General features: G+C 39.9%; 24 protein-coding genes, 1 tRNA gene and 3 pseudogenes. 8 read left to right on the forward strand and 20 right to left on the reverse strand.

Annotation, left to right across the window (positions count from 1 at the left end; genetic code table 11):
• Positions 1–262: 262 nt before the first annotated feature.
• The 5 genes from mutS (at position 263) to J671_RS18200 (ending at position 5,843) form a co-directional block, all read left to right on the forward strand.
• Positions 263–2,908, forward strand: coding sequence for a DNA mismatch repair protein MutS (gene mutS, locus J671_RS18185; protein ID WP_004887948.1), 2,646 nt, complete (start codon positions 263–265; stop codon positions 2,906–2,908).
• A gap of 64 nt (positions 2,909–2,972) precedes the next feature.
• The gene (locus J671_RS18190) at positions 2,973–3,503 is read left to right on the forward strand and encodes a GNAT family N-acetyltransferase (protein ID WP_079377141.1); all 531 of its coding nucleotides are present in this window, start codon (positions 2,973–2,975) and stop codon (positions 3,501–3,503) included.
• 356 nt (positions 3,504–3,859) lie between these two features.
• On the forward strand, positions 3,860–4,183 hold the full coding sequence (gene fdxA / locus J671_RS0104795; protein WP_002051033.1) for a ferredoxin FdxA: 324 nt from the start codon (positions 3,860–3,862) through the stop codon (positions 4,181–4,183).
• Positions 4,184–4,315: 132 nt separating this feature from the next.
• The gene (locus J671_RS18195) at positions 4,316–5,035 is read left to right on the forward strand and encodes a D-Ala-D-Ala carboxypeptidase family metallohydrolase (RefSeq protein ID WP_006580609.1); all 720 of its coding nucleotides are present in this window, start codon (positions 4,316–4,318) and stop codon (positions 5,033–5,035) included.
• Positions 5,036–5,174: 139 nt separating this feature from the next.
• A complete protein-coding gene (locus tag J671_RS18200) occupies positions 5,175–5,843 on the forward strand; it encodes an O-methyltransferase (protein WP_004887952.1) in 669 nt (222 codons plus the stop codon).
• Positions 5,844–5,959: 116 nt separating this feature from the next.
• On the opposite strand, the gene J671_RS18205 is transcribed toward J671_RS18200, so the two are convergent.
• The 12 genes and pseudogenes from J671_RS18205 to J671_RS18250 form a co-directional block, all read right to left on the reverse strand.
• Complete coding sequence (locus J671_RS18205) at positions 5,960–6,802, reverse strand: universal stress protein (RefSeq protein WP_004887954.1); 843 nt, start codon at positions 6,800–6,802, stop codon at positions 5,960–5,962.
• Between the two features lie 155 nt (positions 6,803–6,957).
• Positions 6,958–7,569, reverse strand: a complete 612-nt coding sequence (locus J671_RS18210) for a chloramphenicol acetyltransferase CAT (protein WP_004887956.1) — start codon at positions 7,567–7,569, stop codon at positions 6,958–6,960.
• Positions 7,562–8,161: an IMPACT family protein gene (locus tag J671_RS18215; protein ID WP_004887958.1), complete on the reverse strand. Its 600-nt coding sequence runs from the start codon at positions 8,159–8,161 to the stop codon at positions 7,562–7,564. The genes J671_RS18210 and J671_RS18215 overlap by 8 nt, the downstream gene beginning before the upstream one ends.
• Before the next feature lie 93 nt (positions 8,162–8,254).
• Positions 8,255–9,445, reverse strand: coding sequence for an HlyD family type I secretion periplasmic adaptor subunit (locus J671_RS18220; protein WP_004887960.1), 1,191 nt, complete (start codon positions 9,443–9,445; stop codon positions 8,255–8,257).
• A 3-nt stretch (positions 9,446–9,448) separates the two neighbouring features.
• Positions 9,449–11,584, reverse strand: a pseudogene (locus tag J671_RS0104800) (type I secretion system permease/ATPase).
• On the reverse strand, positions 11,581–13,047 hold the full coding sequence (locus J671_RS18225) for a TolC family protein (protein ID WP_009498825.1): 1,467 nt from the start codon (positions 13,045–13,047) through the stop codon (positions 11,581–11,583). Before J671_RS18225 ends, J671_RS0104800 begins: the two are co-directional and overlap by 4 nt.
• A 52-nt stretch (positions 13,048–13,099) precedes the next feature.
• Positions 13,100–13,222, reverse strand: a complete 123-nt coding sequence (locus tag J671_RS26285) for a hypothetical protein (RefSeq protein WP_265597018.1) — start codon at positions 13,220–13,222, stop codon at positions 13,100–13,102.
• A 161-nt stretch (positions 13,223–13,383) separates the two neighbouring features.
• Positions 13,384–14,130: an LPS export ABC transporter ATP-binding protein gene (gene lptB, locus J671_RS18230; RefSeq protein WP_002051056.1), complete on the reverse strand. Its 747-nt coding sequence runs from the start codon at positions 14,128–14,130 to the stop codon at positions 13,384–13,386.
• Positions 14,130–14,678 (reverse strand): lipopolysaccharide transport periplasmic protein LptA, encoded by a 549-nt coding sequence (gene lptA, locus J671_RS18235; protein ID WP_002051027.1) that lies wholly within the window; start codon positions 14,676–14,678, stop codon positions 14,130–14,132. The genes lptB and lptA overlap by 1 nt, the downstream gene beginning before the upstream one ends.
• Positions 14,662–15,210, reverse strand: a complete 549-nt coding sequence (lptC, locus tag J671_RS18240; protein WP_002051045.1) for an LPS export ABC transporter periplasmic protein LptC — start codon at positions 15,208–15,210, stop codon at positions 14,662–14,664. The genes lptA and lptC overlap by 17 nt, the downstream gene beginning before the upstream one ends.
• Positions 15,211–15,247: 37 nt before the next feature.
• The gene (locus J671_RS18245; protein WP_004709751.1) at positions 15,248–15,787 is read right to left on the reverse strand and encodes a KdsC family phosphatase; all 540 of its coding nucleotides are present in this window, start codon (positions 15,785–15,787) and stop codon (positions 15,248–15,250) included.
• Positions 15,788–15,790: 3 nt separating this feature from the next.
• Complete coding sequence (locus J671_RS18250; protein ID WP_002051059.1) at positions 15,791–16,768, reverse strand: KpsF/GutQ family sugar-phosphate isomerase; 978 nt, start codon at positions 16,766–16,768, stop codon at positions 15,791–15,793.
• Positions 16,769–16,982: 214 nt separating this feature from the next.
• Here J671_RS18250 and cysS point away from each other — a divergent pair, with 214 nt between their 5' ends.
• The 3 genes from cysS to J671_RS18265 all read left to right on the forward strand — a co-directional run bounded on the left by cysS (position 16,983) and on the right by J671_RS18265 (position 19,771).
• Entirely contained in the window at positions 16,983–18,404 is a 1,422-nt protein-coding gene (gene cysS, locus J671_RS18255) for a cysteine--tRNA ligase (protein ID WP_004887966.1), read from the forward strand.
• Between the two features lie 63 nt (positions 18,405–18,467).
• Positions 18,468–18,543 (forward strand) — tRNA-Gly (locus tag J671_RS18260).
• A 214-nt stretch (positions 18,544–18,757) separates the two neighbouring features.
• Complete coding sequence (locus J671_RS18265; RefSeq protein ID WP_031983004.1) at positions 18,758–19,771, forward strand: tyrosine-type recombinase/integrase; 1,014 nt, start codon at positions 18,758–18,760, stop codon at positions 19,769–19,771.
• A 28-nt stretch (positions 19,772–19,799) separates the two neighbouring features.
• Here J671_RS18265 and J671_RS18270 read toward each other — a convergent pair whose 3' ends face one another.
• The 8 genes and pseudogenes from J671_RS18270 to J671_RS18300 form a co-directional block, all read right to left on the reverse strand.
• Positions 19,800–19,997 (reverse strand): hypothetical protein, encoded by a 198-nt coding sequence (locus J671_RS18270; protein WP_031983006.1) that lies wholly within the window; start codon positions 19,995–19,997, stop codon positions 19,800–19,802.
• Positions 19,998–20,133: 136 nt separating this feature from the next.
• Positions 20,134–20,676, reverse strand: a complete 543-nt coding sequence (locus J671_RS18275; RefSeq protein WP_031983007.1) for a glycoside hydrolase family 108 protein — start codon at positions 20,674–20,676, stop codon at positions 20,134–20,136.
• A 41-nt stretch (positions 20,677–20,717) separates the two neighbouring features.
• Positions 20,718–21,107 (reverse strand): hypothetical protein, encoded by a 390-nt coding sequence (locus J671_RS18280; RefSeq protein ID WP_031983008.1) that lies wholly within the window; start codon positions 21,105–21,107, stop codon positions 20,718–20,720.
• A 63-nt stretch (positions 21,108–21,170) separates the two neighbouring features.
• Positions 21,171–21,968, reverse strand: a pseudogene (locus tag J671_RS0104805) (fibronectin type III domain-containing protein); the annotation flags it as partial.
• A pseudogene (locus J671_RS18285) lies at positions 21,929–22,900 on the reverse strand (phage tail protein); the annotation flags it as partial. The pseudogenes J671_RS0104805 and J671_RS18285, both read right to left, overlap by 40 nt.
• Before the next feature lie 88 nt (positions 22,901–22,988).
• Positions 22,989–23,480: a zinc ribbon domain-containing protein gene (locus J671_RS18290; protein WP_031983012.1), complete on the reverse strand. Its 492-nt coding sequence runs from the start codon at positions 23,478–23,480 to the stop codon at positions 22,989–22,991.
• Positions 23,481–23,551: 71 nt separating this feature from the next.
• Positions 23,552–23,779: a hypothetical protein gene (locus tag J671_RS18295; RefSeq protein WP_081404927.1), complete on the reverse strand. Its 228-nt coding sequence runs from the start codon at positions 23,777–23,779 to the stop codon at positions 23,552–23,554.
• A gap of 35 nt (positions 23,780–23,814) precedes the next feature.
• Positions 23,815–24,129, reverse strand: coding sequence for a hypothetical protein (locus tag J671_RS18300; RefSeq protein WP_031983014.1), 315 nt, complete (start codon positions 24,127–24,129; stop codon positions 23,815–23,817).
• Positions 24,130–24,133: the final 4 nt, after the last annotated feature.

Consider the following 24,133-nt stretch of genomic DNA (forward strand, 5'->3'; position numbering starts at 1 on the left):
ATCGTTTTTAAGCTTAAGTTCTTTTTCAATACATCTTTACACTGTTCAAGTACTTCAATAATTCACTACTCTTTTTTTCAATAACTCAAATTTGTTACCATTGCACCGCTGGAATGGTCTGAAAACACTTTATACTAGGGATGCTGGTTCTAAGGTTCATCCAGTTATTGTACTTTTCTTGAATTACATTCATTTTTTAAAAATTTGAAATTGGTTCATTAACCAAAAGTAAATTTTTCGTTTTTTTAAGGGTTTTTTACGCATGAATAGCGCTGAAATCATGGCTGATCTCTCCAACCACACTCCAATGATGCAGCAATATCTCAAAGTCAAAAAAGACTATCAACATGCGTTGCTGTTTTATCGTATGGGCGACTTTTACGAACTGTTCTTTGAAGACGCGCATTTAGCAGCCAAACTTTTAGGCATTACTTTAACCCATCGTGGTAAAGCAAATGGCAACCCGATTCCAATGGCAGGCGTTCCCTACCATTCAGCCGAAGGTTATTTGGCGCGTTTAGTAAAAGCAGGCCGCACTGTAGCCATTTGTGAACAAGTGGGTGAAGTCACCGGCAAAGGTCCTGTTGAGCGTAAAGTTGTTCGTATTCTTACCCCTGGTACATTAACCGACGATGCATTACTCACAAGTTATCAGTCCTCTAATCTTGTTGCGTTATGTATCCATCAAAACCAGATCGGTTTTGCTTTACTCGACTTAAGTGCAGGTATTTTTAAAGTTCAACAACAAGACTACAAACCGGAACAACTTCCAATTGAACTGGCACGCCTCATGCCAAGTGAAATTTTAATTGATGAAGATCTTGTCGATCAAAATATTATCGAACAAATCAAAAAGCATTTAGATTGCCCTGTAACCAAGCGCCCAAATGTAGACTTCAATTTAAACAATGCACAAAAAACCTTATGTGACCAGTTCTCTGTATCAACGCTTTCTGGTTTTGGTTTAGATCCGCTACCTTTGGCTAAAGCTGCTGCTGCTGCTCTAATTCACTATGCCAAAGAAACCCAGAAAACGGCGTTACCACATATTCGTTCAATTCTTTTAGAACAAAGCACTGACTTTATTGCGCTCGACCCAATCACGCGCCGTAACTTAGAAATTATTGAACCTTTGTTTGAACACGGCACATCATTATTCCAACTGGTGAACGACTGCCAAACTGCAATGGGTGGACGTTTACTTAGCCGAACACTCATGCAACCTGTCCGTGATACCGCATTACTTGATGCACGTTTAGATGCAATTGAACAGTTAATTCAGGGCTACCATGAAAGTCCGGTTCGTTTAGTGCTTAAAGAAATTGGGGATATTGAACGTGTACTTAGTCGTGTGGCGCTGGGTAGTGCGCGACCACGCGATTTAGTTCAGCTTCGTCATGCTTGCGCGCAAATTCCATTTTTACGAAATGCATTAGCACCTGTTGTACAAGCAAAGAAATCCAAGTTATTAGGACAGCTCGATCAAGAATTGGGTGACTTTAAATCGCTTCATCAACATTTAATGGCTGCGATTGTTGAAAACCCACCGGTATTACTTCGTGATGGCAATGTAATTGCAGAAGGCTATGATGCTGAACTCGACGAATTACGCCAAATTCGTGATCATGCAGGCCAATTCCTCATTGATTTAGAAATAAAAGAGCGTGAACGTACTGGCATTAGCACCTTAAAAATCGGTTATAACCGTGTAAGTGGTTACTATATTGAACTGACTCGCTCTCAAGCCGAACAAGCCCCTGCCGACTATATTCGTCGTCAGACCTTAAAAAATGCCGAGCGCTACATTACGCCTGAGCTAAAAAGTTTTGAGGATAAAGTTTTATCAAGTGAGTCTCGTGCATTAGCACGTGAAAAAGCGTTATTTGAAGCTTTACTTGAAAACCTTCGTGAAAATATTGCTCATCTACAAATGATGAGTTCAGCAATCGCACAAATTGATGTAATTGCAAACTTTGCTCATCAAGCGCGTTTAAACAACTGGGCACGCCCTGAATTTACACCAGAAACAGGTATTAAGATTCAAGGTGGCCGTCATCCTGTAGTTGAAGCGTTAAGTAAAGCGCCATTTACACCAAATGATACTTTCCTTGATGCCCAGCACCGTATGGCAATTATTACCGGTCCAAACATGGGCGGTAAGTCTACTTTTATGCGCCAAACAGCATTAATTAGTTTGCTTGCTTACTGCGGTAGTTACGTTCCGGCACGAGCTGCCAAACTTGGCCCAATCGACCGTATTTTTACCCGTATTGGCTCAGCCGATGACTTATCGACAGGCAAATCGACCTTTATGGTTGAGATGACTGAAACTTCACAAATCTTGCACCATGCGACGAATCAATCGCTTGTGTTAATGGACGAAGTTGGTCGCGGAACCAGTACCTATGATGGACTTTCTTTAGCGTGGGCTTGTGTGGTTGATTTAACCAAACGCATTAAATGTCTTTGCTTGTTTGCGACTCACTATTTTGAATTAACAGAGTTGGGCAGCGAACCTGGTATTGATAACTATCATGTCACTGCTCAAGAGTTAAACGGTAATCTGATCTTATTGCATAAAGTCCAACAAGGGCCAGCAAGCCAAAGCCATGGTTTACAGGTTGCAAAATTAGCTGGTATTCCAGCTAACGTGATTAAAGAAGCTCAGAAGCGTTTACGTATTTTAGAGAAGCAACAACAGCAGCACTTACAAACTAGTGTTCAAAGTGATTTGTTTGCAACTTTAGATTCAGAAGTTACACCAAGTACTCAAGTCATAGAGAAAGTGATTGAAGTTGAAGTCTCTTCACCTGCCCTCGATTTACTTAAGCAAATCGAAGTAGACAACCTGACCCCTCGTCAGGCACTTGAACAGCTTTATGAGCTAAAAGCAGCGCTTAATTCATAATCACTCATTGAGCAAACATGTGTATAGGCATGTTTGCTCTTACTTTAAGGAGAATAAAATTTCTATTTTCTTAAGGCCACTACAATACAAAGAGATCGATTTAATTTGGCAACACATTAGTCGACGTGAACTGATTACCCAACTCTACATACAAAAACAAGATCAACTCGAATTAATAGATTGTTTTTATGATGTTAAAAATTGGGATGCCTATCATTTAGAAAATGACCCACCAAAATTAAAAGAACTCTATCAACAAGGTGCTTCATTTGTAGGTGCTTTTAATACGGCTGAACAGCTAGTGGGCATTAGTGTCGTATCTAACCAACACATTGGTGATTATCCTGCTGCTAAATTACTGCAATATTTTTATGTCGATGCCAATCAACAAGGCCAAGGTATTGGCGCAAAGCTGATGCAAGCAGCCAAAGAGTCGACCAAGCAATTGGGCGTTCATCAACTTTATATTTCAGCTACGCCAAGTAAACGTACAGTCGACTTTTATATGAAGTATGGTGCGGCAGTATTGAAACATCCAGATCGGGAATTATGGGAGTTAGAACCAGAAGACATTCATTTGCTCTGTATGCTTTAAGACCCATAATTTAAGGATTTTTTAGCTATAAATGCAGCATAAAAGCAGCATAAAAGCAGCATTTAAGCGCAAGAGTCGGATTTAAGGTATCTAATCAAATAGATACCTTGACCCAAATGACATTTAAACCCATCAGAAAAAATTTATTTAACCTTTTGTTTTTAAAAATATATTTTTATCTCAATTTTACAATCTGACCAATCTTAAGGCCAGAACATTCCTTTGAATATCAAAGTTTTAACTTATCTTCATATGTATAAATAAACAATATCAATAAAAGCAATTGTTTGTTTACCCCTTTTTTGCCTAAAATAAGCTATTCGAAATGAAACCATATTTTTTAGGTAGCTGTCGCCATGACCTTTGTTGTCACTGAAAATTGTATTAAATGTAAATACCAAGATTGCGTAGAAGTTTGTCCTGTAGACTGTTTTTACGAAGGTCCGAATTTCCTAGTGATTAATCCGGATGAATGTATTGACTGCGCATTATGTGAACCAGAATGCCCTGCAAATGCAATTTTCTCTGAAGATGAGTTACCAGAAGGTCAGGAAGTATTTATTGAGTTAAATGCTGAACTTTCTCAAAAATGGCCTAACATTACTCAAATTGGCGATCAACCTGCTGACCGTGAAGAATGGAACGGCAAACCAGATAAGTTACAGTATCTAGAAAAATAATTTCAAAAAAAGATCAGCAACCGCTGATCTTTTTTATACCCTATTCAAACATTTCATTGCAAATTCCTCGTAATTTGTGCACTGTTTTGCATTAAAATAGGCGCAATATTTATTAAGCTTTTGATTTTTCTTATGCGGAAGTTTTTGCAGAGTCTGCTGCCCCTATGCATAATCCCTGCGGTTATGGTAGGTTGCGCCAGCTCTCCCCAACACACAACAACAGGCAAAACCTCTCCAAGTAAACGCATCTTTATTCCTCAAGAACGCGTTATTATCGAACGTCCAATTCCACCTAAAGTTGAGCCTGCTTCTTATCGTGCTTGGTTAAATACTGGCGATCATTATGAACGTGTACGCGAATACGAAAAATTTCTAGCGCGTCATGATGTTGCTGGCATCGTACCAAGTTTTGAATTATTAAGATCAGCTCGCGATTGGCAAAAATGTGGCAGTTCAGAATATGCTGTTCCAAACCGTGAACTTTGGAATAACTCTTTATCGACCTTACGCGTCTTTAAATATTTAATTGCTGCAAAAGTTTTAACCGACTTTGAAGTGACTTCGGTTTATCGTGACTTACCTTTAAACCAATGTGCTGGTGGTGCAAGTTCTTCTAAACATTTGTTTAACTCTGCCATCGATTTCCGTATTGGACCAGAAGTTCCACAACCGCAAGACTATGCGTTTATTGAAAATACCAAGTTTAAATTGTGTCAGTTCTGGGCCCAACATGGTCAAAGTTTAAACTTAGGTATTGGTTTATATAGTTCAGGACAAATCCATATTGATACTCAAGGCTATCGTACTTGGGGACCTGACCTAACCCGTAATACTTCCATGTGTAATTTCTAAAATATAAATCCCCTTGTGCGCTTCAGTTTAAGGGGATTTGCTCATTCTATAATCAACCAAAATTTCTTAATCCGAAGATTTTTGCACTCTAGTCATAAACGTTTAAAATACGCCTATCAATATACAGGTAAATTTGACTATGCAGCAGTTGTGGACAGACATTGACGAATATATCGACTCACATTTAATTCCCGAAGATCCCCGACTCGACTTTGCATTAAAAAATACCGACGAACACGGCTTTTCAAATCATCTTGCAGTTGCTCCAAACCAAGGCATGTTTTTACAAATGCTTATTCAGATGAATAAGTGTAAGCGAGTTTTAGAAATTGGAACTTTTGCTGCCTACAGTACAATTTGGCTAGGACGTGCCCTGCCTGAAGATGGCTATTTGCTTACCATTGAAGGTCGCGATACACATGCAGAAATGGCCAAAAAAAATATCGACCATGCGAATCTTCCTGTAAAAGTTGAACTAAAAGCTGGCCGTGCTGCCGATATACTTTCAGCGATAGATCCACAGTCGATTGAGCCTTTCGATTTTATTTTCATTGATGCAGATAAACAGGGTTATCCGGAATATTTAGAACTCAGCCTTAAGTTCTCAAAATCAGGTACGATTATCGTGCTAGACAACGTCATCCGTGCGGGCGATATTTTGAATCCTGAAAACAAAAAACCGAGTATTGAAGGTATTCGTGAAACCTTTAAAGCTTTAGAAAACCATCCGCAAATTCTGTCTTGTACAGCTTTACAAACGGTTGGCTCAAAAGGTCATGACGGCTTCGCGATTGCAATTGTTAAATAGTGATCAAAAAATCATCTTTTCTATTTTATTATTTATAATCAAATAATTACTTTTATTACCCTTGCTTTTCCATATAGTTATCCACAAGATTTGCGGATAACTATATGCTGATCTCATCATTTAGCCACAAGTAATGGCACAGTCGCGTTTCGGAATATGGTCGTTGCAATACTTCCCAAGAAGAACTGATGAATTTTGCTATGGCTAAAAGCACCGAGCACAATAATCTGAATACCGTGTTCTTGTTGGTACTCAAGAATATTCTGGGCAACATCACCATATCGGTAAACAGTGACGACATCTAGGCCGGCTTCTTTAAGGAAATGTTCTGGTTCATTCAATATTTCAGGATGATCGCCCACATACACTAAATGGCACTGTAAAGTCCGTAATAAATCACTTTGTGCAATACGGCGCATCATTTTTTGACACGTAGGAGAGTATTCATAAGCAAATATAAAACGTGTCGGTACTTTGAAGTTTTCACCAATAGTCAGAACCGTGCAATTTGCGCCTCGAATGAAGTTTTCGACATTGCTACCAATTGGTTTATGCTTTTCGGCAGCCCTTTCGCCCACTCGCCCTAAAATAACAATATCATTTTCATGCAAGAGATTGAAACTTTGCTCTAGAAAATCCCCTTTTTCCTGAATTTTGGAGCATGTAATTCCGTGTTTTTCTTTAATTAGATCAGAGATATGTTTGAGTAAGTTATTGCTGTAATCTAAAGCGAGTTCACTTTGTTTTTGCTCTAATTCAGCCAACTCTTTAAGCAACATTGCATTGCTTTCAAAGCCGATTACACCACTTATTTCACCTAAGTGATAACTTGCTGGGTAGTAATCTAAAATTTGTAATAACACAAGCTCTCGTCCAGTTGCTTTCGCAACCCAAGCCGCTGCATCTGCAATAGCATTAATACAAGGTGATGAATCAATACACGCAATAACACGGTTCATTTTTGCCTCTCTTCTTCAGGTCTATTTGCCTTGGAGATTTTTCTATAACTTAGCTTTAACTTAACATAGATAAAAATCCGTATGTTAAGGTTTATGTATTAAAATCCACTTTTTTGTTTAAAGATCAAACATTTTATTACATTCTTAAGACTGTATTATTCTCTTAAACGGATAAATTTTGCTGGGTTTCCACCCACTATATGGTACGGCTCCACATCTTTTGTCACCATACTATTCATACCAACTACAGCGTGTTTACCAATTTTAATTCCGTCTTTAACTCCAACATGCGCGCCTAACCAAACATCTTTTTCAATTTCGATTCCCTGCGAACGAACAGGCTGTTGATAAAGCGGACGGTCTAGTTGCATACCATGATCAAAGGCATATAGATGACAATAAGCAGCAATACGAACTTGATCGTGTAGTTTTATAGCAGCTCGACCACCATCTAAAATACAGTGGTGGTTAATAGCGACTTCGTTACCAATCTCAAGCGGTCCATGTAAACTACAATCTGCCGCAATAAAACAATTGTCACCAATCTTAATTTTCCTACCCGGCTCGGCAAAAATATGGGCTAACGGTGAAATAAAACAGTTCTCCCCGATCTCGACTGTTTCCATATCCATTAAATAAGCCTGATATTCTTTTTGCCATTCTTCTGCCCAGGCACGGTGTTTGGGCTTTAAAGTCCAATATAGCCATGGCATATAATTTAAACGGTGCTTATGTTGATCACGGTATTTGAGTAAGGAATCAGTCATCTGCTAACTCCTCCTCAACTTTTAATTCTTCTCGGCCACGAGTGACATCACGGAGCTTTAAAGCAAGTGGCTCAATCTGGTGGATTTGTAATCTAGCTTCAATATCTACCCCTATTGCAGTATAGGTTTCCTGAAAATCAATTTGCTGCTGCGTAAGCTCATATTGAAAAATAGCCCATTCATTAAAATGACAAGAAAAGTGAATGGTCTTCTTTTCAATAAGTTCAATTCGCTCAGCTAACAATAAGGATTGCCCAGCACAACCGCCATAGGCCCGTACTAAACCACCAGTTCCCAGTTTTATACCCCCATACCAGCGGTTCACCATGACGATAATATTAGTTAAGTCGTTGCCTTCAATAGTTGCCAGAATTGGACGCCCTGCTGTACCAGATGGCTCACCATCATCATTAAAGCGAACGTTATGCCCAATTTTCCACGCCCAACATTGATGGGTAGTCGATATATCTTTATTTAATTCTAAAAATTCTTTCACTTGCTGTTCATTTTCTACTGGCGCAGCAATAGCCTGAAATCTACTTTTTTTAATTTCTTCTTCAAATGTAACCGGTGCTGCAATCGTAAAAGCCATAAATTAAATAAAGCATAATAAAAATCAAATTATAACGTGAATTTAATAGAAGCGAACCTATAAAAAAAGCCCCGAATTTCGGGGCTTCTTCTGTTATCTTTCTCGTAATGCTTCTTTCGCTTTATTAAATGGTTTAAGCAAGTAATCGAGTACAGTTTTCTCACCAGTACGAATATCTACCGTTGCCACCATACCCGGTGTAATACCAAAAGCCTTACCTTGTTTATTGTAGAGCTTGTCTGTATCAGTTCGGATATAAACGCGATAATAGAATTGATCCTGTTTAACTTCATCACGAATCGTGTCTGGAGAAATAACGGTAACTTTACCTTTTAAACCACCATAAATTGAATAATCATAAGCTGTAATTTTTACTAAAGCTTCCTGACCAGGGCGAATGAATGCAATGTCACGTGGCAAAATGCGAGCTTCAATCAGTAACTGTTCATCAATTGGAACAATCGTCATTAACTTACCATTTTGCGGAACGACACCACCATGAGTTGTTACTGTAATTTCTTTTACAACACCGCGTACAGGTGCTCTAAATACGGCACGCTCTAAACTGTCATTACGGCCCATCACGACCTGTTGTTGAGTTTGAGTGTCAGTATTTGCTTTAGATAACTCTTCACGTGCTTTAACGTAATATTGGTTACGTGCATCGTTCATTTTATTTTGCAAATCATTTGCTTCACGGCGTAAACGTAAAACCTCAACCTCACTGGCAGCGCCTTTGGCAACTAAGGGTTCAGTCATCGCTAATTCTTGTTGAACCAACTGTAATGCTTGCTTCAAGCCAGAAAGCGTTTGCTGTAAATCAGCTTTGCGAGACTCATATAAAGCAGTCTCTTCGCGTACAAGCTTCGGATCTTTCGCTACAATTTCAGGAAAAACCAACGGTGTACCATTCACTTCTGCACGCAAAAGTGCCGCTGTTGCCTGAGCGGCAATTAATAAAGATCTTGATTCACCTACATTCGAAGCAAAACGAGTCGGATCCAACTGAGCAAGGATTTGACCTTTTTGAACAATGTCACCTTCTTGTACATTTAATTTAGTTAAAATACCGCCTTCTAAAGACTGAATAACCTGTTCTTTAGATGATGGAATGACTTTACCTGTACCTGTAGACACTTCTTCTAATTGGAAAAACCATGCCCAAATAAAGAAAATAACGAGTCCAATTCCCACAATCCAAATGACCAAACTGGCACGTGGTAATGGTGGTTCACTATAAGATACATTCATTGAACGGGTGAGTTCTTGTTGTTGTTCGCTCATGAATTATCCCCCTTGGCTTACTTGTTTTTGTTGGGCTGTTGATTGATTAAGTACTTGATCTCTTGGTCCATCCATCACGATCTTGCCCTCATTCACGACAATAATACGATCGACCAGTTCTAAAACAGCGCGGCGGTGTGTTGCCACAATCAATGTGCGATGCGCCAACCATCCTTTAAGATGATCAATGAGTTGCTTCTCGGCAACATCATCAATGGCTGCTGTTGGTTCATCGAGTAATAGAATATTCGGTTGACGTATTAATAAACGTGCAAGTAATAAAGCTTGTTTTTGACCACCAGAGAAACCGACACCACCTTCTAAAATGAGGTGATCCAGCCCTTCTTTTTTCTCTTGAATGAAAGGTAATGCGCCTGTCACGACCAAAGCACGAAGAATATCTTCATCGGTCGCAAGTGGTGCACCTTAGGTCAGGTTTTCACGGATTGTTCCGTAAAATAAATGAGCATTCTGGTTGAGTAATCCCATATCACGACGTACATCGGATGGGTCAATTAAAGACAGATCTAAACCGTCCAGATGCACAGCACCTTGAGTCGGAGATTGCATGCCAGATAAGAGTTGAAGTAATGTCGATTTACCTGCTCCATTACGACCTAAAATTGCAATCTTTTCACCCGCACGAATTTGCAAATGGCGAATTGCCAGACTTGGTTTTGGGTCATCATCCCCGTATTGGAACATGACATTTTTTAATTCGTAATTACCGTTTAAAACAGCTTTATGAACCAAATGTGCACGATCAGCCTGATCAATTGGGCGCTGCATGAGTTCATCAAGACTTTGTTTAGCAACTTTTGCTTGCTGTAAACGACCTAATACCCCTGTAATTTGGGCAATCGGTGCCAACATACGTGAAGAAAGAATTGAACACGCAACGAGCGCACCCGTGGTCATTTCCCCATCCATTACCGCAAAACAGCCCACTAACACCACAATAGCGTAAGTTAAGCCCTGAACCATTTGGGTCCAAGCCATTAAAGTACCAACAATTTTACGCTGTCTCATACCAATGTCGGCTGAAACTTCATTCATGTGGTTCCATTGGTTTTGGAAACGTGATTCAGCACGTAATAGCTTGATGTCTTCAATACCCTGTACTGCTTCTACAAGTATTGCGTTACGAATTGAAGACTCTCTCATACCTTCTTGTGCAAGTTGAGCCAATTTCTTCTGTACTAGAACACCTGGCAAAATCATAAGCGGCACAACAAGCAACATAACCCAGAATAATTTTCCTCCAATAATCGCAAAGATAATCAGGAACAAGAAAAAGAATGGGAAATCGGCAATTGCACTAATAGTAGTTGAGGTTACTAACTCACGAACACCTTCGAGTTCACGAATCTGGGAAATAAAACTACCGGTAGATTTAGAGCGATCTTTATTTTTGATACGTAAAGCATGGCCAAATACACGGTCTGAGACACGTAAGTCGGCACGCTTACCAATAATATCGGATAAATACACTCTCGAAACGCGTAAGGTAAACTCGAAAAGAGCCGCAATGAGTACACCACCTGCCAGCACCCATAAGGTCGGGATTGACTGAGATGGCACAACACGGTCATAGACTTGCATCGAGAAAATAATGGTTGCCAATGCCAAAATATTGGCAATTAAAGAGGCAAACATAATATCGATATAACGTTTCCAGTCTCTTAAAACAATCGACCAGAACCAGTTAGCTTCGTATGGCTTGATATATTCATCAATACGGGCGTCTGGAATAGACGTTTCAGGGCGTAAAATATAGACATTTTTGAGTGTCGTTTTTAGAACGTCTAAAGATAAGTTTTGTGAAAGACCTTGATCTCCACTGAACTGAATACTCACATTACCTTGCGTATCTGCTTTATCGATTACACCGACTTGTCCATCATTAAACTCCACCATAACCGGTAAACGCCATGGGTTTAATAAGTCTAAAGAAAATGGCGCCTTACGAAGATTAAGACCGACCTGACGCGTCATTAATTGCAAGACATCATCTAGATTCTGGTTTTGGTTCCAGTCGAGTTGTAAACGAATTCTTTCTTCTGACGGTTCGATTCGGTAGTGTTTGGCAATAGTTAAGACCGCCTGTAACCAAGGCTGGTAATTTATTTTTGTCATCATGGTTGTACTTCGAACCCCTGAATTGAAATATTATTTAAGCCATAGGCTTGGCGGGAACGTCCTGTTGCTGCAATGTATTGAACAATGCTGTTATAAATGTCATAACGTGCTGATTCGAGTTCTGAGTTGGCACTATGAATGGCTTGTTCAGCATTTAATAAATCGACCAGTGAACGGGTACCGAGCTTATATTGCTCTTGGTAGAGTTCACGTGTACGAACCGTCGTTGCTTGGCGACTTGCCAAAACCTGCATTTGACGTTGTTTATTTTCAATTTGTTCACGACTTGTTCTAATTTGATCCAGCACATCCAGATAAACGGAATTGACTTTAGATTTAGCCGCTTCTTCAGCATAACTTGCCATTTTTACTTGTGAAGCGGTTGCACCACCTTGATAAAACTGACTTGTTGCTTCCAACATGACTGAACTATATAAGCCATCATCCTTATCATTATTTGGATTTTTACCGTTAATCGCCTGACTGACCGAGCCTTTAACAGCTAAGGTCGGATAACGTGTTAAACGGGTTTGTTCTTTTTGTGCTTTAGCAACCTCTACACTTGCCTGTGCGGCAATCATTTTAGGAATAGTATTAAACTCAGGTTCACCATAAAGGTCAGATTGCTTTACGAGGTCTTCGGAAATAATCCATCCAGTACGAGTAACATCTGCGCCGAGTAACGTTCTTAAATGCTGTTGATATTGACGTAACAATGATTGCTGCGCAATTAAGGTCGACTGCGCTGCTTGTAAGTATGACTGCGCCTGAATTGGATCTGCCTGACTCGCGACACCGGCGTTTGCTCGTAGATTAGCAATGTCTTGAATGCGTTGAATACCGGCAATTTGCTGCTCAGCAATTTTATTAAGTTGAAGATAACGCTGAATATTCACAATAGTTTGTGCAACATCCAAAGCTAGAGTATCAACACTGACTAAAACATTCGCTTGTTCAACCTGAACTTTAGCCTGTTCAACATTCACACCTGATTTGACCTTACCAAAGTCATAGAGCATTTGAGTAGCACTTAAAGTGAGTAGCTGCCTACCACGCTCGCCAGTGCTTAAATCACCAGTTGAAATTCCTCCAGCCAGCTGGGGATAGTAACCGGCTTTAGCAACGTCAACTCCTGAATTTTGACCTGCTAAAGTTGCAATAGATTGTGAAATATCTGGACTACGCTGAATGGCAATTTTTACCGCATCTTGCAATGTCATCGTTCGAGATGGCAAGTTGGAAAAAGATGAAGCCGACTTATCATTAAGTTGAACAGTTGGAAATTCCTGCACAATAGAACGATCTAGCTTGAAATTACTAAGCTCGTGCATCTTGGCAACTTTAAAATCATCACTACTTTTAGGGACAAAAAGTTGTGACAAGTTTTCTTTCAGGGTGTGGTATTGCTCACTTGGTTTAGCAGCGTATATCACAACAGGAACATGTAGTGTACTTAAAAGCATCAGCCCTTTCAGGAAAGCCTGCTTTCTACATTTCCCTTTCACTCTTTTCTGGTTATATCCAATCATGCTTATCTTGTTGATCTTGTTGATCTTGTTGATCTTGTTGATCTTGTTGATCTTGTTGATCTTGTTGATCTTGTTGATCTTGTTTGTTATCGTTTAAAAGCATCTCCATTCTACATAGTTTTTCAATGAAAACAGCATAATTGGTCGAATAAATCACACATTATTTTTTTATTAAATGAGTGGTATATGTAATTGTTTTTATTTATAAAACATCAAAAAACAAAAAAGAGGCCTTGACCTCTTTTTAACCAATTAGATTAATGACTTTAATTAAACTGTAAAATCATCACCCAAATAGACTTTACGTACCTGTTCATTGTCTAAAATTTCTTGTGGTGTGCCTTCAGCAATTACCGAGCCTTCACTTACAATATAAGCACGTTCACAGATTGCCAAAGTTTCACGAACGTTGTGATCGGTAATGAGTACACCAATACCACGATCTTTTAATGTTTGGATAATATCTTTAATATCGCCCACTGAAATTGGATCGACACCCGCAAATGGCTCATCCAATAGCATAAACTTAGGGTCTGCTGCCAAAGCACGCGCAATTTCCGCACGGCGGCGTTCACCACCCGATACACTCATTCCTAATGAATCTTTGATATGACTAATTTTAAAGTCGTTTAACAACTCATGAAGACGTTGTTGGCGTTGTTGCTTATTCAAATCTTTACGCGTCTCTAAGATCGACATAATATTTTCAGCAATCGTCAACTTTCTAAAGATAGAAGCTTCTTGAGGCAAATAACCAATACCTTTACGCGCACGCTCATGCATCGCTAGATCTGACATATCGAGGTCATCAAGATGAATCTCGCCCTTATCCATACGCACAAGCCCAACGACCATATAGAAACTGGTCGTTTTTCCGGCACCGTTAGGACCAAGCAAACCAACAATCTGTCCACTTTGCATACTAAAAGAGACGTCTTTGACAACCCAACGCTTACTATAGTTTTTGGCTAAGTGCTTAATACACAAAGTTTGCGGTTGTTGAAGAGCTTGCTGCATTAGTCACGCGCTCCTGGGAAACTTTTAGAACTTGAAGGTGGAATAATAATTTGTACACGGTTTGAAGAAGAACCTTGAGCTTCAACATCACCTTTGTTCATACTATATTTCAGAGAATTACCACGAATACTTGAACCATCTTGGTATAAGTATGCGCCGCCAGACAGAGTAATAATGCCTGTATCTGCATTATAGACAATCGTTTGCCCTTCACCACGTGCAACACCTTTATTGGCATTGATTTGCTGTTGGAACTTAGCTGGTCGGCCTTTGGCAGTAATCACTTGAATTTCACGTTTCGAGTTTAGATTGGCAACAATTGAGTCAGCTTGAAGCTTCATCGTACCTTGCTCAATCACAACATTACCCGTGTAAGTGGTCAAACCAGTTTTGTCATTATAAGTTGCACGGTCTGCGACCAATGAAATTTGTTGATTACGGTCAGACGGCAAAGCAAAAGTCGAAGCAGATGATAAAGCAACGAATGTAATTACCGCAGCTTGTTTTAGGAAAGCTGAAGAACGTTTTAAATTAAGACTTTGGTGCATACTTTCCTCGAATATTAAAAAATTCGTACTGACCGTTATTCAAATTGCCTTTTAATCCTTTACTCACAAACTCGCCTTGTGGAGACTGAACAACCACTTGATGGTTTGTTTCAATGTCTCTGGTTTTTGGATAACCTGTTAGTTCATCGGTTTGGAACTCAATGGTTCCTTGAGGTGCAATCTTGGTTGCGACCACATCGCCCGATAACACAACCTTTTGATTATCATCATATCCATAAGCTTGTTTAGCAAAGAATGTTGCATCAACTTTACCTAATTTATACATAGAGGCGTTAAGTTGATCCAACTTTGACGTTTTTTGTTGCATATCCTGCTCAAGCTGACGAACTTCAGCACGAATATACAAATTGCCTTTGTCATCAGTTTGAGTCAAATGGACGCCCTGCGCCGAATACGTCATATTCTTCGCCGAACCAATGTCCAGTTTTTTTGCCTTGCCACTATAGTAGTAATAACCACCACTCACAGCAGCAACTACTACAGCAACAATATATAAAACTCTGGTATCCATGAGCAGGAATAGCCTACCTTTTTAAGTAATCTTGTTATTAATGCGGTACTGCAAGATATTTTTCAAGAAGTTCCTGGTAAATGCCTTTTGCGATCAGCAACATATCACAGACTTCACGAACAGCTCCACGACCACCCATTGCTTGGGTCACTAAGTGCGCACGGCGGCGCACTTCTTCATGTCCGTTTGGAACGGTAACACTCATTCCTGCAATCGCAAATGCTGAAAGATCTGGCCAATCATCGCCCATATATAAACAATCTGAAGGCAAAATATTAAACTGTGCACAAGCTTCGCGAAGTGCCGAGCCTTTGTCTTCACGACCCTGAAAAACGAGGTCTACACCCAAATCAGACATACGTTTATCAACAATATTACTTTTTCGACCAGTAATAATGATGACTTTCATGCCCGCTTGTTGCGCAAGTTTCATACCCAAACCATCACGGATATCGAATGATTTAATTTCATCGCCCGTGTTAGTTAACGTCACAAAGCCATCACTTAAAATACCATCAACATCCAGAACCAATGCCTGCAAATGACGTGCTTGTTCTAACAATGCATACGATGCCATGGATTAATTCACCCCTGCCTGAATAAGATCATGCATACTAATTACCCCAATCACTTTATTTTGGTCGTCGACCACCACAAACTGACTGATTTTTTTCTGGTTAAGTTGTTGTAACGCTTCTACAGCACGTGCTTCTTGAGAAATAGTTGACGGTTTTTTGGTCATGACCTCAGACACAGGTAAATTCACATCAAACCCTTGCTGTTTATCAATAAGACGACGTAAGTCTCCATCTGTAAAAATACCAAGCAAGTGGTCTTGTTCATCAACAATTGTCGTTAAACCTAAACGCTTATTTGAAATCTCGTAAAGCACTTGATTCATTGGAGTCTCAGGTGAAACTTTTGGTAACTCGTCACCTGTATGCATTAAATGTTTTACATGTAAAAGTAAACGCTTACCTAATGCCCCTGCTGGATGCGAACGTGCAAAATCATCAGCAGTAAAACCGCGTGCTTCAAGCAAAGCAACCGCTAAAGCATCGCCTAAAACCAAAGTCGCTGTCGTACTTGAAGTAGGAGCCAAGCCTAAAGGGCAAGCTTCATCCGACTCACCTAGAGTTAAAGCGATATCAGCATTTTGCGGCATTGGACCTTTATCATCACGACTAATCGTAATCATCGGTACGCCGAGATGTTTAATAAGCGGCATAAGCATCATGATTTCATCGCTTTTTCCTGAGTTGGAAATTGCAATAAGTACATCACCGCGAACCAGCATACCTAAATCGCCATGGCCCGCTTCACCAGGATGCATAAAGAAAGACGGCGTACCTGTAGAGGCAAATGTTGCCGCCATTTTTCGACCAATATGCCCAGATTTACCCATACCTGTAATCACAACACGACCTTTACACTGCAACAGTACTTCGCAAGCACGGTTAAAACGGTCATCAATTTGTGTTGCTAATACATCTATGGCTTGTTGCTCAATACGCAATGTAGCTAATGCACTGCTTTGGAAATCTGTAGGATTAGGCATACGAGTTTGACTCAAAATAATTGATCTGATCTCTTAATTGAGATCGGTGATTTTAATCAAAAGATTTGGGGGCATTCTAGCATAACTCAATCAGTTACACGTTTTTAAATGTATAAGATTTCACAAGCTTATAAAATTCATGCATAAAACTTTGTTAAAAATGATGCATCAGTTATGATGTAACACTATTTTTGTTGAGTGTTTGAAAACCCTTATGCAACCGTTTGTTTTATATAACTCTGAGCAACGAAAAAAAGTTGAATTTGTACCTCGCAAAGAAGGTCACATCGATATGTACGTCTGCGGTATGACCGTTTACGACTACTGTCATATCGGGCATGCTCGAGTTATGGTTGCATTTGACTACATTATCCGTTTCTTGCGTAGTCAAGGCTGGAAAGTTCGCTACATTCGCAACATTACCGACATTGACGACAAAATCATCAAACGTGCGAATGAAAATGGTGAAACGATTCAACAGCTCACCACTCGTTTCATCGACGCTATGAATGAAGATGCAGCGAACTTAGGCTGTTTAGCGCCAGATGAAGCACCGAAAGCGACTGAATATATCGACCAGATGCAAAACATGATTGGCAATCTGGTCAATAAAGGCGCTGCTTACCCTGCTTCAAACGGCGATGTTTATTTTGAAGTCACCAAATTTGAAAAGTATGGTCGCCTCTCTGGTCGTAAGCTTGATGACATGCAAGCTGGCGCGAGTGAGCGTGTCGATGTAGAAGTTGAAAAGAAACATCCTTTTGACTTTGTGCTTTGGAAACGTGCCAAAGAAAATGAACCGTCTTGGGCATCCCCTTGGGGTAATGGCCGTCCGGGTTGGCACATCGAATGTTCTGCAATGTCAACTTGCTGCCTAGGTAACCACTTTGACATTCATGGTGGTGGTTCAGATTTAATGTTCCCACACCATGAAAATGAAATTGCACAAAGTGAAGCCTCAACTGGTGAGCAGTATGTGAATTACTGGATGCATGTTGGCTTTATTAACGTTGATGGCGAAAAGATGTCTAAGTCTTTAGGCAACTTCTTTACGATTCGTGACGTGATGGAGAAGTTCCACCCTGAAGTGATCCGCTATTTTATTGTGTCTTCACACTACCGTAGCCCAGTGAACTTCTCTGATGTAGCGCTTAAAGAAGCAAAAACTTCTTTAACTCGTTTCTACCATTCATTTAAAGCTTATCAACAAGTATATGGTCAAACGACAACTGAAACGCTTGATCAAGGCTTTATTGAACGTTTTAACAACGCCATGTGTGACGATTTCAACACTGCCGAAGCAATGGCTGTATTGTTTGAACTCAACAAAGAGTTAAACCGTGCTGTAAAAGAAGAGCAAGCTGACCAAGCGACTGTGCTTTATTCGACATTACGTTACCTCACCAACATTTTAGGTTTGGTACAACACAATGTAGATGATTTCTTAAAATCAGATATTGGACAAGAAGCGCTTGCATTGTCTGATGCTGAAATTGAAGATTTTATTCAACAACGTGTTGATGCTAAAAAAGCTAAAGACTTTGCGAAGGCAGATGCTATTCGTCAGTCTTTACTTGAGCAAGGTGTAGTTCTCGAAGACACCCGTCAAGGTACAGTTTGGCGTCGTGCTGATTAAACGTTCAATTAGATCACAAGAGTGTTGACAGTTTAATGAAACACTCTATAATGTGCTCACATTGCGGGAATAGCTCAGTTGGTAGAGCATAACCTTGCCAAGGTTGGGGTCGCGAGTTCGAGTCTCGTTTCCCGCTCCAAAATTTGTTGTTAAAAATCAATAAGCTGAAAGATTCCAGTAATCTTTCGGCTTGTTTTTTATTGTCGATAGGTCAGCTATGGCTATTCAAAATAGTCATATTTCACATTAAAAAACGCTTTATATTTCCGTGCCGCCGCCAGAAAAGTGGGTGTCATTTGTACATCTTCAATTTTTGTCGGCAGTGCGCCACCATGAAATTTGGAGTGTTAAAAATGCAGAAACCGACCCGTCGCGGCAACGCTTGGCGTATTGAAGTTCGTTATAAAGGCAAGCGCTACGCAGCCACTCGTGATACAGCTAGTGAATGCGAACAGTGGGCAGCCACCAAACTATTAGAATTACAATCTGAACAACCAACCTCAGAACCTGAAAAAATCCATATCTCTTTTCAAGCCCTTTTTGATATGTACTATCAGGATGAAGGCCGCAAAATGAAAAGTGCCCGCCTAATTGTTCAAATGCTTAAATGCCTAAAGAAAAATTGGGGCCAACTAGCAGATGAATCTATACACAACTTAACCCCTGCCCTTGTTAAACAGTGGCGTGATAAAAGATTGAAGCAAGTTAAAGGGGCAACTGTTATTCGAGAAATGGCAATGTATAGTTCAGTTTTTGACTTTGCACGAAAAGAATTATTCTTAACTAAAGAGAACCCATTTAAAGAAATTACTAAGCCTTCCGCACCACCGCCAAGGCACCAACGTATTAGTGATGATCATATTAATAAAGTAATTAAAGGCTTGGATTATGAATGGGGCAAAACACCCACACAGCCTAGACACCGTGTTGCGTGGTCATTTCTCTTTGCCCTTGAGACTGCAATGCGTAAAGGTGAAATCCTTAGCGTGCAAAAGTCTTTAATATTTACTGACTTTATCCGGCTATTAGATACCAAAAACGGCTCATCTCGTGACGTGCCTTTAACTGCCAAGGCAAAAGAAATGCTTTCTTGGTTGCCAGATGATCCAAACGATAATCGCATGGTACCGCTTACATCGAATGCTTTCCGCTTAATTTGGCAACGTAATTTACGCCGTGTTGGTTTAGATGGTGTTATTACTTTCCACGATTCAAGGCATGAAGCAATCACACGCTTTGTTCATGACTATCGTTTGCCTGTTGAAATCCTTGCCAAAATTACAGGTCACAAAACTATTAGTGTACTGGTTAATACCTATTACAATCCGACCGCATCCGAAATAGCTAAAATGCTAAACGCCGCATAAAAAGAAGCTCCTATTTAGGGGCTTTATTTTAAAAGTTTTGTTTCTTAGTAAACTGCCACCAAGTTTTGTTGTAATAGACTTGGTTTTGCAAAAAGTTAATTTTTAATTCATTGCCGTTATAATCATAAAGCTTGGTTACTTCACCGTTTTTATTTATGTCAGCAAGCAAGTTGCATGTGTGCTCCGCCTTGCCCGCCTCCATAACCATAATCATTATTTGCGCCATTTTAAAAACTCAAATTGCCTTTACGCATAATGATACTTGAATATTGTTATTGATTGAATGCGCTGTGCACCCTGAAAACAGAATGCACAGTAGGGCAATAAAAGTTGCTAGTTTAGTTCTCTTGCACAAAACCACTTTATGCGATCCGGTTACTAATCCATCCATAAAAGAATTGCTCTTGGCTTTTATTCCGCTCACAAATCTCGATATAGCGCTGCCCTTGCATAATATTGAGCACACGCACCAGAACCTTCTCGCCTTCTTTCCCGCGTTTTGCCAGATAGGTTTTTAGAGCATTTAGGGTAGCTGGGCCATAAACTCCATCTACTGATAAATCTGGCCAACCAGCTTTACCATTGTTATTTAGGAGATTCAAAGCGCGTTGTAAAAGTGGTTTAGCAAATCCGGTACCGCAATTAACACCAGTATCCAAAAGCTCTTCGGCCACTGCTGAGCTGATTGTATTTACTTGGTCAAATCGCGGAGCCGTCCAGTACTGCTTTTTATAAATTGCTTTGGCCACATCAAGCGGTAAATCTTTCATGCTGCCCTTAAAGCCATTAGTACGAGCTACCACTTCAGTGATACCGTACTTTGTTGCGCCTCCTCGATCCGCAGGATTATTTACATAACCGCCTTCGCGTTTAACGAGTTCTTCAAGATATTGTTCAATATTCATTTCAGTTTCCTTAGATGTAAAAAAACCGCCCGAAGGCGGCATTAACTGTTTTCGATATCATTTCTGGCTTTCTTTACTTCTTTGATTACTTCAATAATCGTCTTACCTTCTTGTTTATCTATGAAATTGAAGATCCACCGGACTAAAGCCCAACCGGGTAATCCACATACAAAGAAGAAACCACCAAGTGCAATCATCCCCCATACATCAGTAACCCATTCATGAAGCCCCCACTTCACAATAATGAATGAGCCACCAGCCAAACTTGATACAACTGTGCAGATCAAGCCTACGGCCCACTCTTGTGGTGAGCGTGGCATTCGTGTCATCAATACAACTGCTGCAACCAAACCGACTGCTAAAGTCACCATGATTGCAACCCCATATAATTTTAAAAGTGCTGTAAAACCGCTAGTGGAAACTGGTTCCATAAATCTCTCCAGATATTTTTAGACAATAAAAAAGCACCCGGTTGGGTGCTGGTATTGTTAGTTTTAGGCTTCAAGTGTTGATTGGGAGATTTTCTCCGTATAGTTCCACGATGTCGGCTTCCAGACATCTCTTGCTGCAACACGAATATAGTATGTTGTGGTTGATTCCAAGTTTTGGATAGTGCATGCATTTTCGATACCAGTCCAACTAGCTGCTAGAGTTTCGGGATCAAAGTTAGCATTCTTACTTATCCATACTTGATAATCTTTTAAGTCTGGAACTTCACTTGGTATCCAAGTCACTGTAATTGATGTTGATGTTGCTGAAGTGTAAACATCCGATAGAGTTGGCGGTACTGGATTGCTGATATTCAAATCAGTAAATGTACTAATCCCCTTTTCTGTTTTACTAGCAACACGGACAGTATAAGCGCGTTGAACTCCATCCACTTTAGCTTCACTCAATGAGTAAGTGTAATCTGTACCAGTCGTTTCGACAGTTCTGATTAATGCACCGCCTGAAAGTATTTGTACGATGTAACCTTGAGCCCCAACGGCGACCTGCCATTGCACTTTAAATGACGTACCAACAAATGGTGACTGAAGTGATAATCCCTTTACACTTGGGGCGCGTCCTCCGTTTATAGTGTGGCTATAGGCGGTCACTTCATCAAGAGTCTGCTCTTTTTGTTGCAGTCCATTGAAACTAGTGAACTTAAAATAAATGGTTTTATCAATAAGATTTGAATTGAACTCATGTTGAAAAATAGCTTTGTCTATTCGTACAAATGACTCACCACCATTATGGTGTTGAATATCATCAAAGCGTCCACGTAAGACTCCACTGAGTGTATACAATCCCCACCTTTAGAATCCACTGCAAATTTTAGAAACTGATTTGCTAAGTCAGTTAAAGCTGGAGCCGCTTGAGCTGCAAATCGGGTCAAAACTCCTTGCAAGGTAGCCTGCACAGTTTCAAGTGCATTGTTGAATTCTTTAGTTGCAGCAATTGCATCTTCACTCATGATTACGCCTAAATCATGGGCTTGACGGGCATATTCCTTTAATTTCTGCCCATTGTTGTCCAATAATGGGGCTAACAAGGTCGCATCATTCGCAATAGCTTCCATGTAGAACGTCATTTCAGCTTGGGATACATTAGCCTTTTGCAAAGTCTGGTAATACTTCTCAAGAATCTGAGGACCTGATAAACCTTTAAATTCTTTAGCTGTAACTCCAACTTTAGGAGCGATCTTTTCAAAGAAATCGGCCATTTCGCCGCCGCCCGTCTGCATGAAGTCACCAAATTTGTCATTGACGTCCTTCATAATGTCGGAAAGCTTATCTTGTTCAACATTTACCTTTTTAGCTGCAAATGCCCACTCTTGAAACTGAGTTGTATTTGAATTGGCTAAGCGAGCCTGAATTTCTAGCTCTTTTGATGCCTTTCCAACCGAAGAAACCAATTCAGGAATTGCAGCGACAGCTTCAGCTACGCCTCTGGCAATTTCTTGTCCTACACCAAGAAAAAAACCGCTCTTTACAAGTGAAAATCCATTTGTAAGTGAGCTTTTAATATCATTACCGACGTTTTTAAATTTATCTGAAAGGCCATTTGCAAAACCGTTTAACTCAGATTTAACATTCGATAAATCAACTTTTAATTCAATCTCACCTGTATTAGCAATTTTTTTGGTTGAATCAGTAACGATCTTTTCTGCATCTTGCATGCCTTGTTTAAGTTCTGATGTCTTTGCACCAACATGTACCTCAACACGGTTATTATTTGCCATACGCACCTCATAGGCATAAAAAAACCTTGCTGATGCAAGGTGTATTAATAAAAAAGCCCCTTCAAAGGGGCTTTATATTTGAAAAAATTTACTGATTAATAACTAGATCTGTTATTCCACAACTAGATGAAGCAGCTTGCGAATGAATGAAGCCCATATTAAATTCTTTAAGTGTTTTAGTTTGTCCAGCTTTTACAATTTCATAAATTACTCGCGTATTACTATCAATCTTTGTCTTGCTGTTTGAATAGTGTTCACACTCTACGGTTATGTCTTTTATGTCGTATTTACTGTTATTTGTAATTTTAAAATCTACTAGCATTACGTTATCAAAACCACCTTTAGCCCAGTTATAATCTAAGGCTGTGTTTTTTAATGCTTCCTCTTTTGGTGATAATTCTTTTGATCCATTTGAATTCGAACCTTCACCAGCAATAATTCCAATTATAAAAAGAACGACAAAACCTAAAAAAATCCACTTCAAGATTGAACGTTTTTTTACTTTTGCTCCACAACTTGGGCAGTTTTTTGCCTGAGTACTAACTTGAGCCCCACACTCTTTACAATTAGTTAAAGCCACCGATTTATCCTTATAAAGTTTTAATTAATAAACTTTAACTAACGCTTACTCATATTGCAAATAGGGCAGCCTTAACCACCCTGCGGGAAACTTTCTAAAACTTCTAGCATATCGTCTTCATCATCATCTGAAACGGTAATAGCTTGTGGGGTTTCTTCGATTCCCATGAACGCTTCTAAAATCCGGCAAAGCCGTTGTATCCCAATATGTGCGGGAGGGTTACTTCGCTGATACGCACTTAACGCTCTTAATCTAGGCAAATCCATTTCATTACGCACATAGTCGTAATCTTTACCCATTGTCAGCACTAAATGCGTGTACAGCTCCTCCCAATCTATTCCCCCGAACCACCTGCAGAGTTGTCATCATTTCCTTTAAGACCAGACACAGACATTACAGCTTCCATCACTTCTGTGAGCTGATCCATAAATAGCATCTCTGCAACATCATTACGAGTAATGTCGGGGTAATTTCGCTTCAAAGATTTGTGTGCCACATCAATTACTGTGCCGACATCATCTGGCTTAAATGATTGAAGTGCCGGCAATAGTTTTTCAACTGCACCAAGAGACAATGGAGCAAAAACAAATGGCTGACCATCAACAATAACTGTAGAGCCACGAGGGTTTTCAACTTGCTTAAAATGCATTTGG

Origin of the sequence: Acinetobacter sp. 1130196 (genome assembly GCF_000588095.1) — a bacterium.
GTDB classification, from domain to species: Bacteria; Pseudomonadota; Gammaproteobacteria; order Pseudomonadales; family Moraxellaceae; genus Acinetobacter; species Acinetobacter nosocomialis.

Excerpts from the sequence above, each read along its gene's own strand:
- J671_RS18265 (WP_031983004.1), top strand. The coding sequence starts at position 18,758 with ATGCAGAAACCGACCCGTCGCGGCAACGCTTGGCGTATTGAAGTTCGT.
- J671_RS18245 (WP_004709751.1), bottom strand. The coding sequence starts at position 15,787 with ATGGCATCGTATGCATTGTTAGAACAAGCACGTCATTTGCAGGCATTG.
- cysS (WP_004887966.1), top strand. The coding sequence starts at position 16,983 with ATGCAACCGTTTGTTTTATATAACTCTGAGCAACGAAAAAAAGTTGAA.
- J671_RS18250 (WP_002051059.1), bottom strand. The coding sequence starts at position 16,768 with ATGCCTAATCCTACAGATTTCCAAAGCAGTGCATTAGCTACATTGCGT.
- J671_RS18210 (WP_004887956.1), bottom strand. The coding sequence starts at position 7,569 with ATGACTGATTCCTTACTCAAATACCGTGATCAACATAAGCACCGTTTA.
- J671_RS18200 (WP_004887952.1), top strand. The coding sequence starts at position 5,175 with ATGCAGCAGTTGTGGACAGACATTGACGAATATATCGACTCACATTTA.
- J671_RS18295 (WP_081404927.1), bottom strand. The coding sequence starts at position 23,779 with ATGGGTAAAGATTACGACTATGTGCGTAATGAAATGGATTTGCCTAGA.
- J671_RS18270 (WP_031983006.1), bottom strand. The coding sequence starts at position 19,997 with ATGGCGCAAATAATGATTATGGTTATGGAGGCGGGCAAGGCGGAGCAC.
- J671_RS18205 (WP_004887954.1), bottom strand. The coding sequence starts at position 6,802 with ATGAACCGTGTTATTGCGTGTATTGATTCATCACCTTGTATTAATGCT.
- J671_RS18195 (WP_006580609.1), top strand. The coding sequence starts at position 4,316 with ATGCGGAAGTTTTTGCAGAGTCTGCTGCCCCTATGCATAATCCCTGCG.
- J671_RS18215 (WP_004887958.1), bottom strand. The coding sequence starts at position 8,161 with ATGGCTTTTACGATTGCAGCACCGGTTACATTTGAAGAAGAAATTAAA.
- lptA (WP_002051027.1), bottom strand. The coding sequence starts at position 14,678 with ATGCACCAAAGTCTTAATTTAAAACGTTCTTCAGCTTTCCTAAAACAA.
- J671_RS26285 (WP_265597018.1), bottom strand. The coding sequence starts at position 13,222 with ATGGAGATGCTTTTAAACGATAACAAACAAGATCAACAAGATCAACAA.
- fdxA (WP_002051033.1), top strand. The coding sequence starts at position 3,860 with ATGACCTTTGTTGTCACTGAAAATTGTATTAAATGTAAATACCAAGAT.
- J671_RS18225 (WP_009498825.1), bottom strand. The coding sequence starts at position 13,047 with ATGCTTTTAAGTACACTACATGTTCCTGTTGTGATATACGCTGCTAAA.
- J671_RS18275 (WP_031983007.1), bottom strand. The coding sequence starts at position 20,676 with ATGAATATTGAACAATATCTTGAAGAACTCGTTAAACGCGAAGGCGGT.
- J671_RS18280 (WP_031983008.1), bottom strand. The coding sequence starts at position 21,107 with ATGGAACCAGTTTCCACTAGCGGTTTTACAGCACTTTTAAAATTATAT.
- J671_RS18220 (WP_004887960.1), bottom strand. The coding sequence starts at position 9,445 with ATGAGCGAACAACAACAAGAACTCACCCGTTCAATGAATGTATCTTAT.
- lptC (WP_002051045.1), bottom strand. The coding sequence starts at position 15,210 with ATGGATACCAGAGTTTTATATATTGTTGCTGTAGTAGTTGCTGCTGTG.
- mutS (WP_004887948.1), top strand. The coding sequence starts at position 263 with ATGAATAGCGCTGAAATCATGGCTGATCTCTCCAACCACACTCCAATG.
- lptB (WP_002051056.1), bottom strand. The coding sequence starts at position 14,130 with ATGCAGCAAGCTCTTCAACAACCGCAAACTTTGTGTATTAAGCACTTA.
- J671_RS18300 (WP_031983014.1), bottom strand. The coding sequence starts at position 24,129 with ATGCATTTTAAGCAAGTTGAAAACCCTCGTGGCTCTACAGTTATTGTT.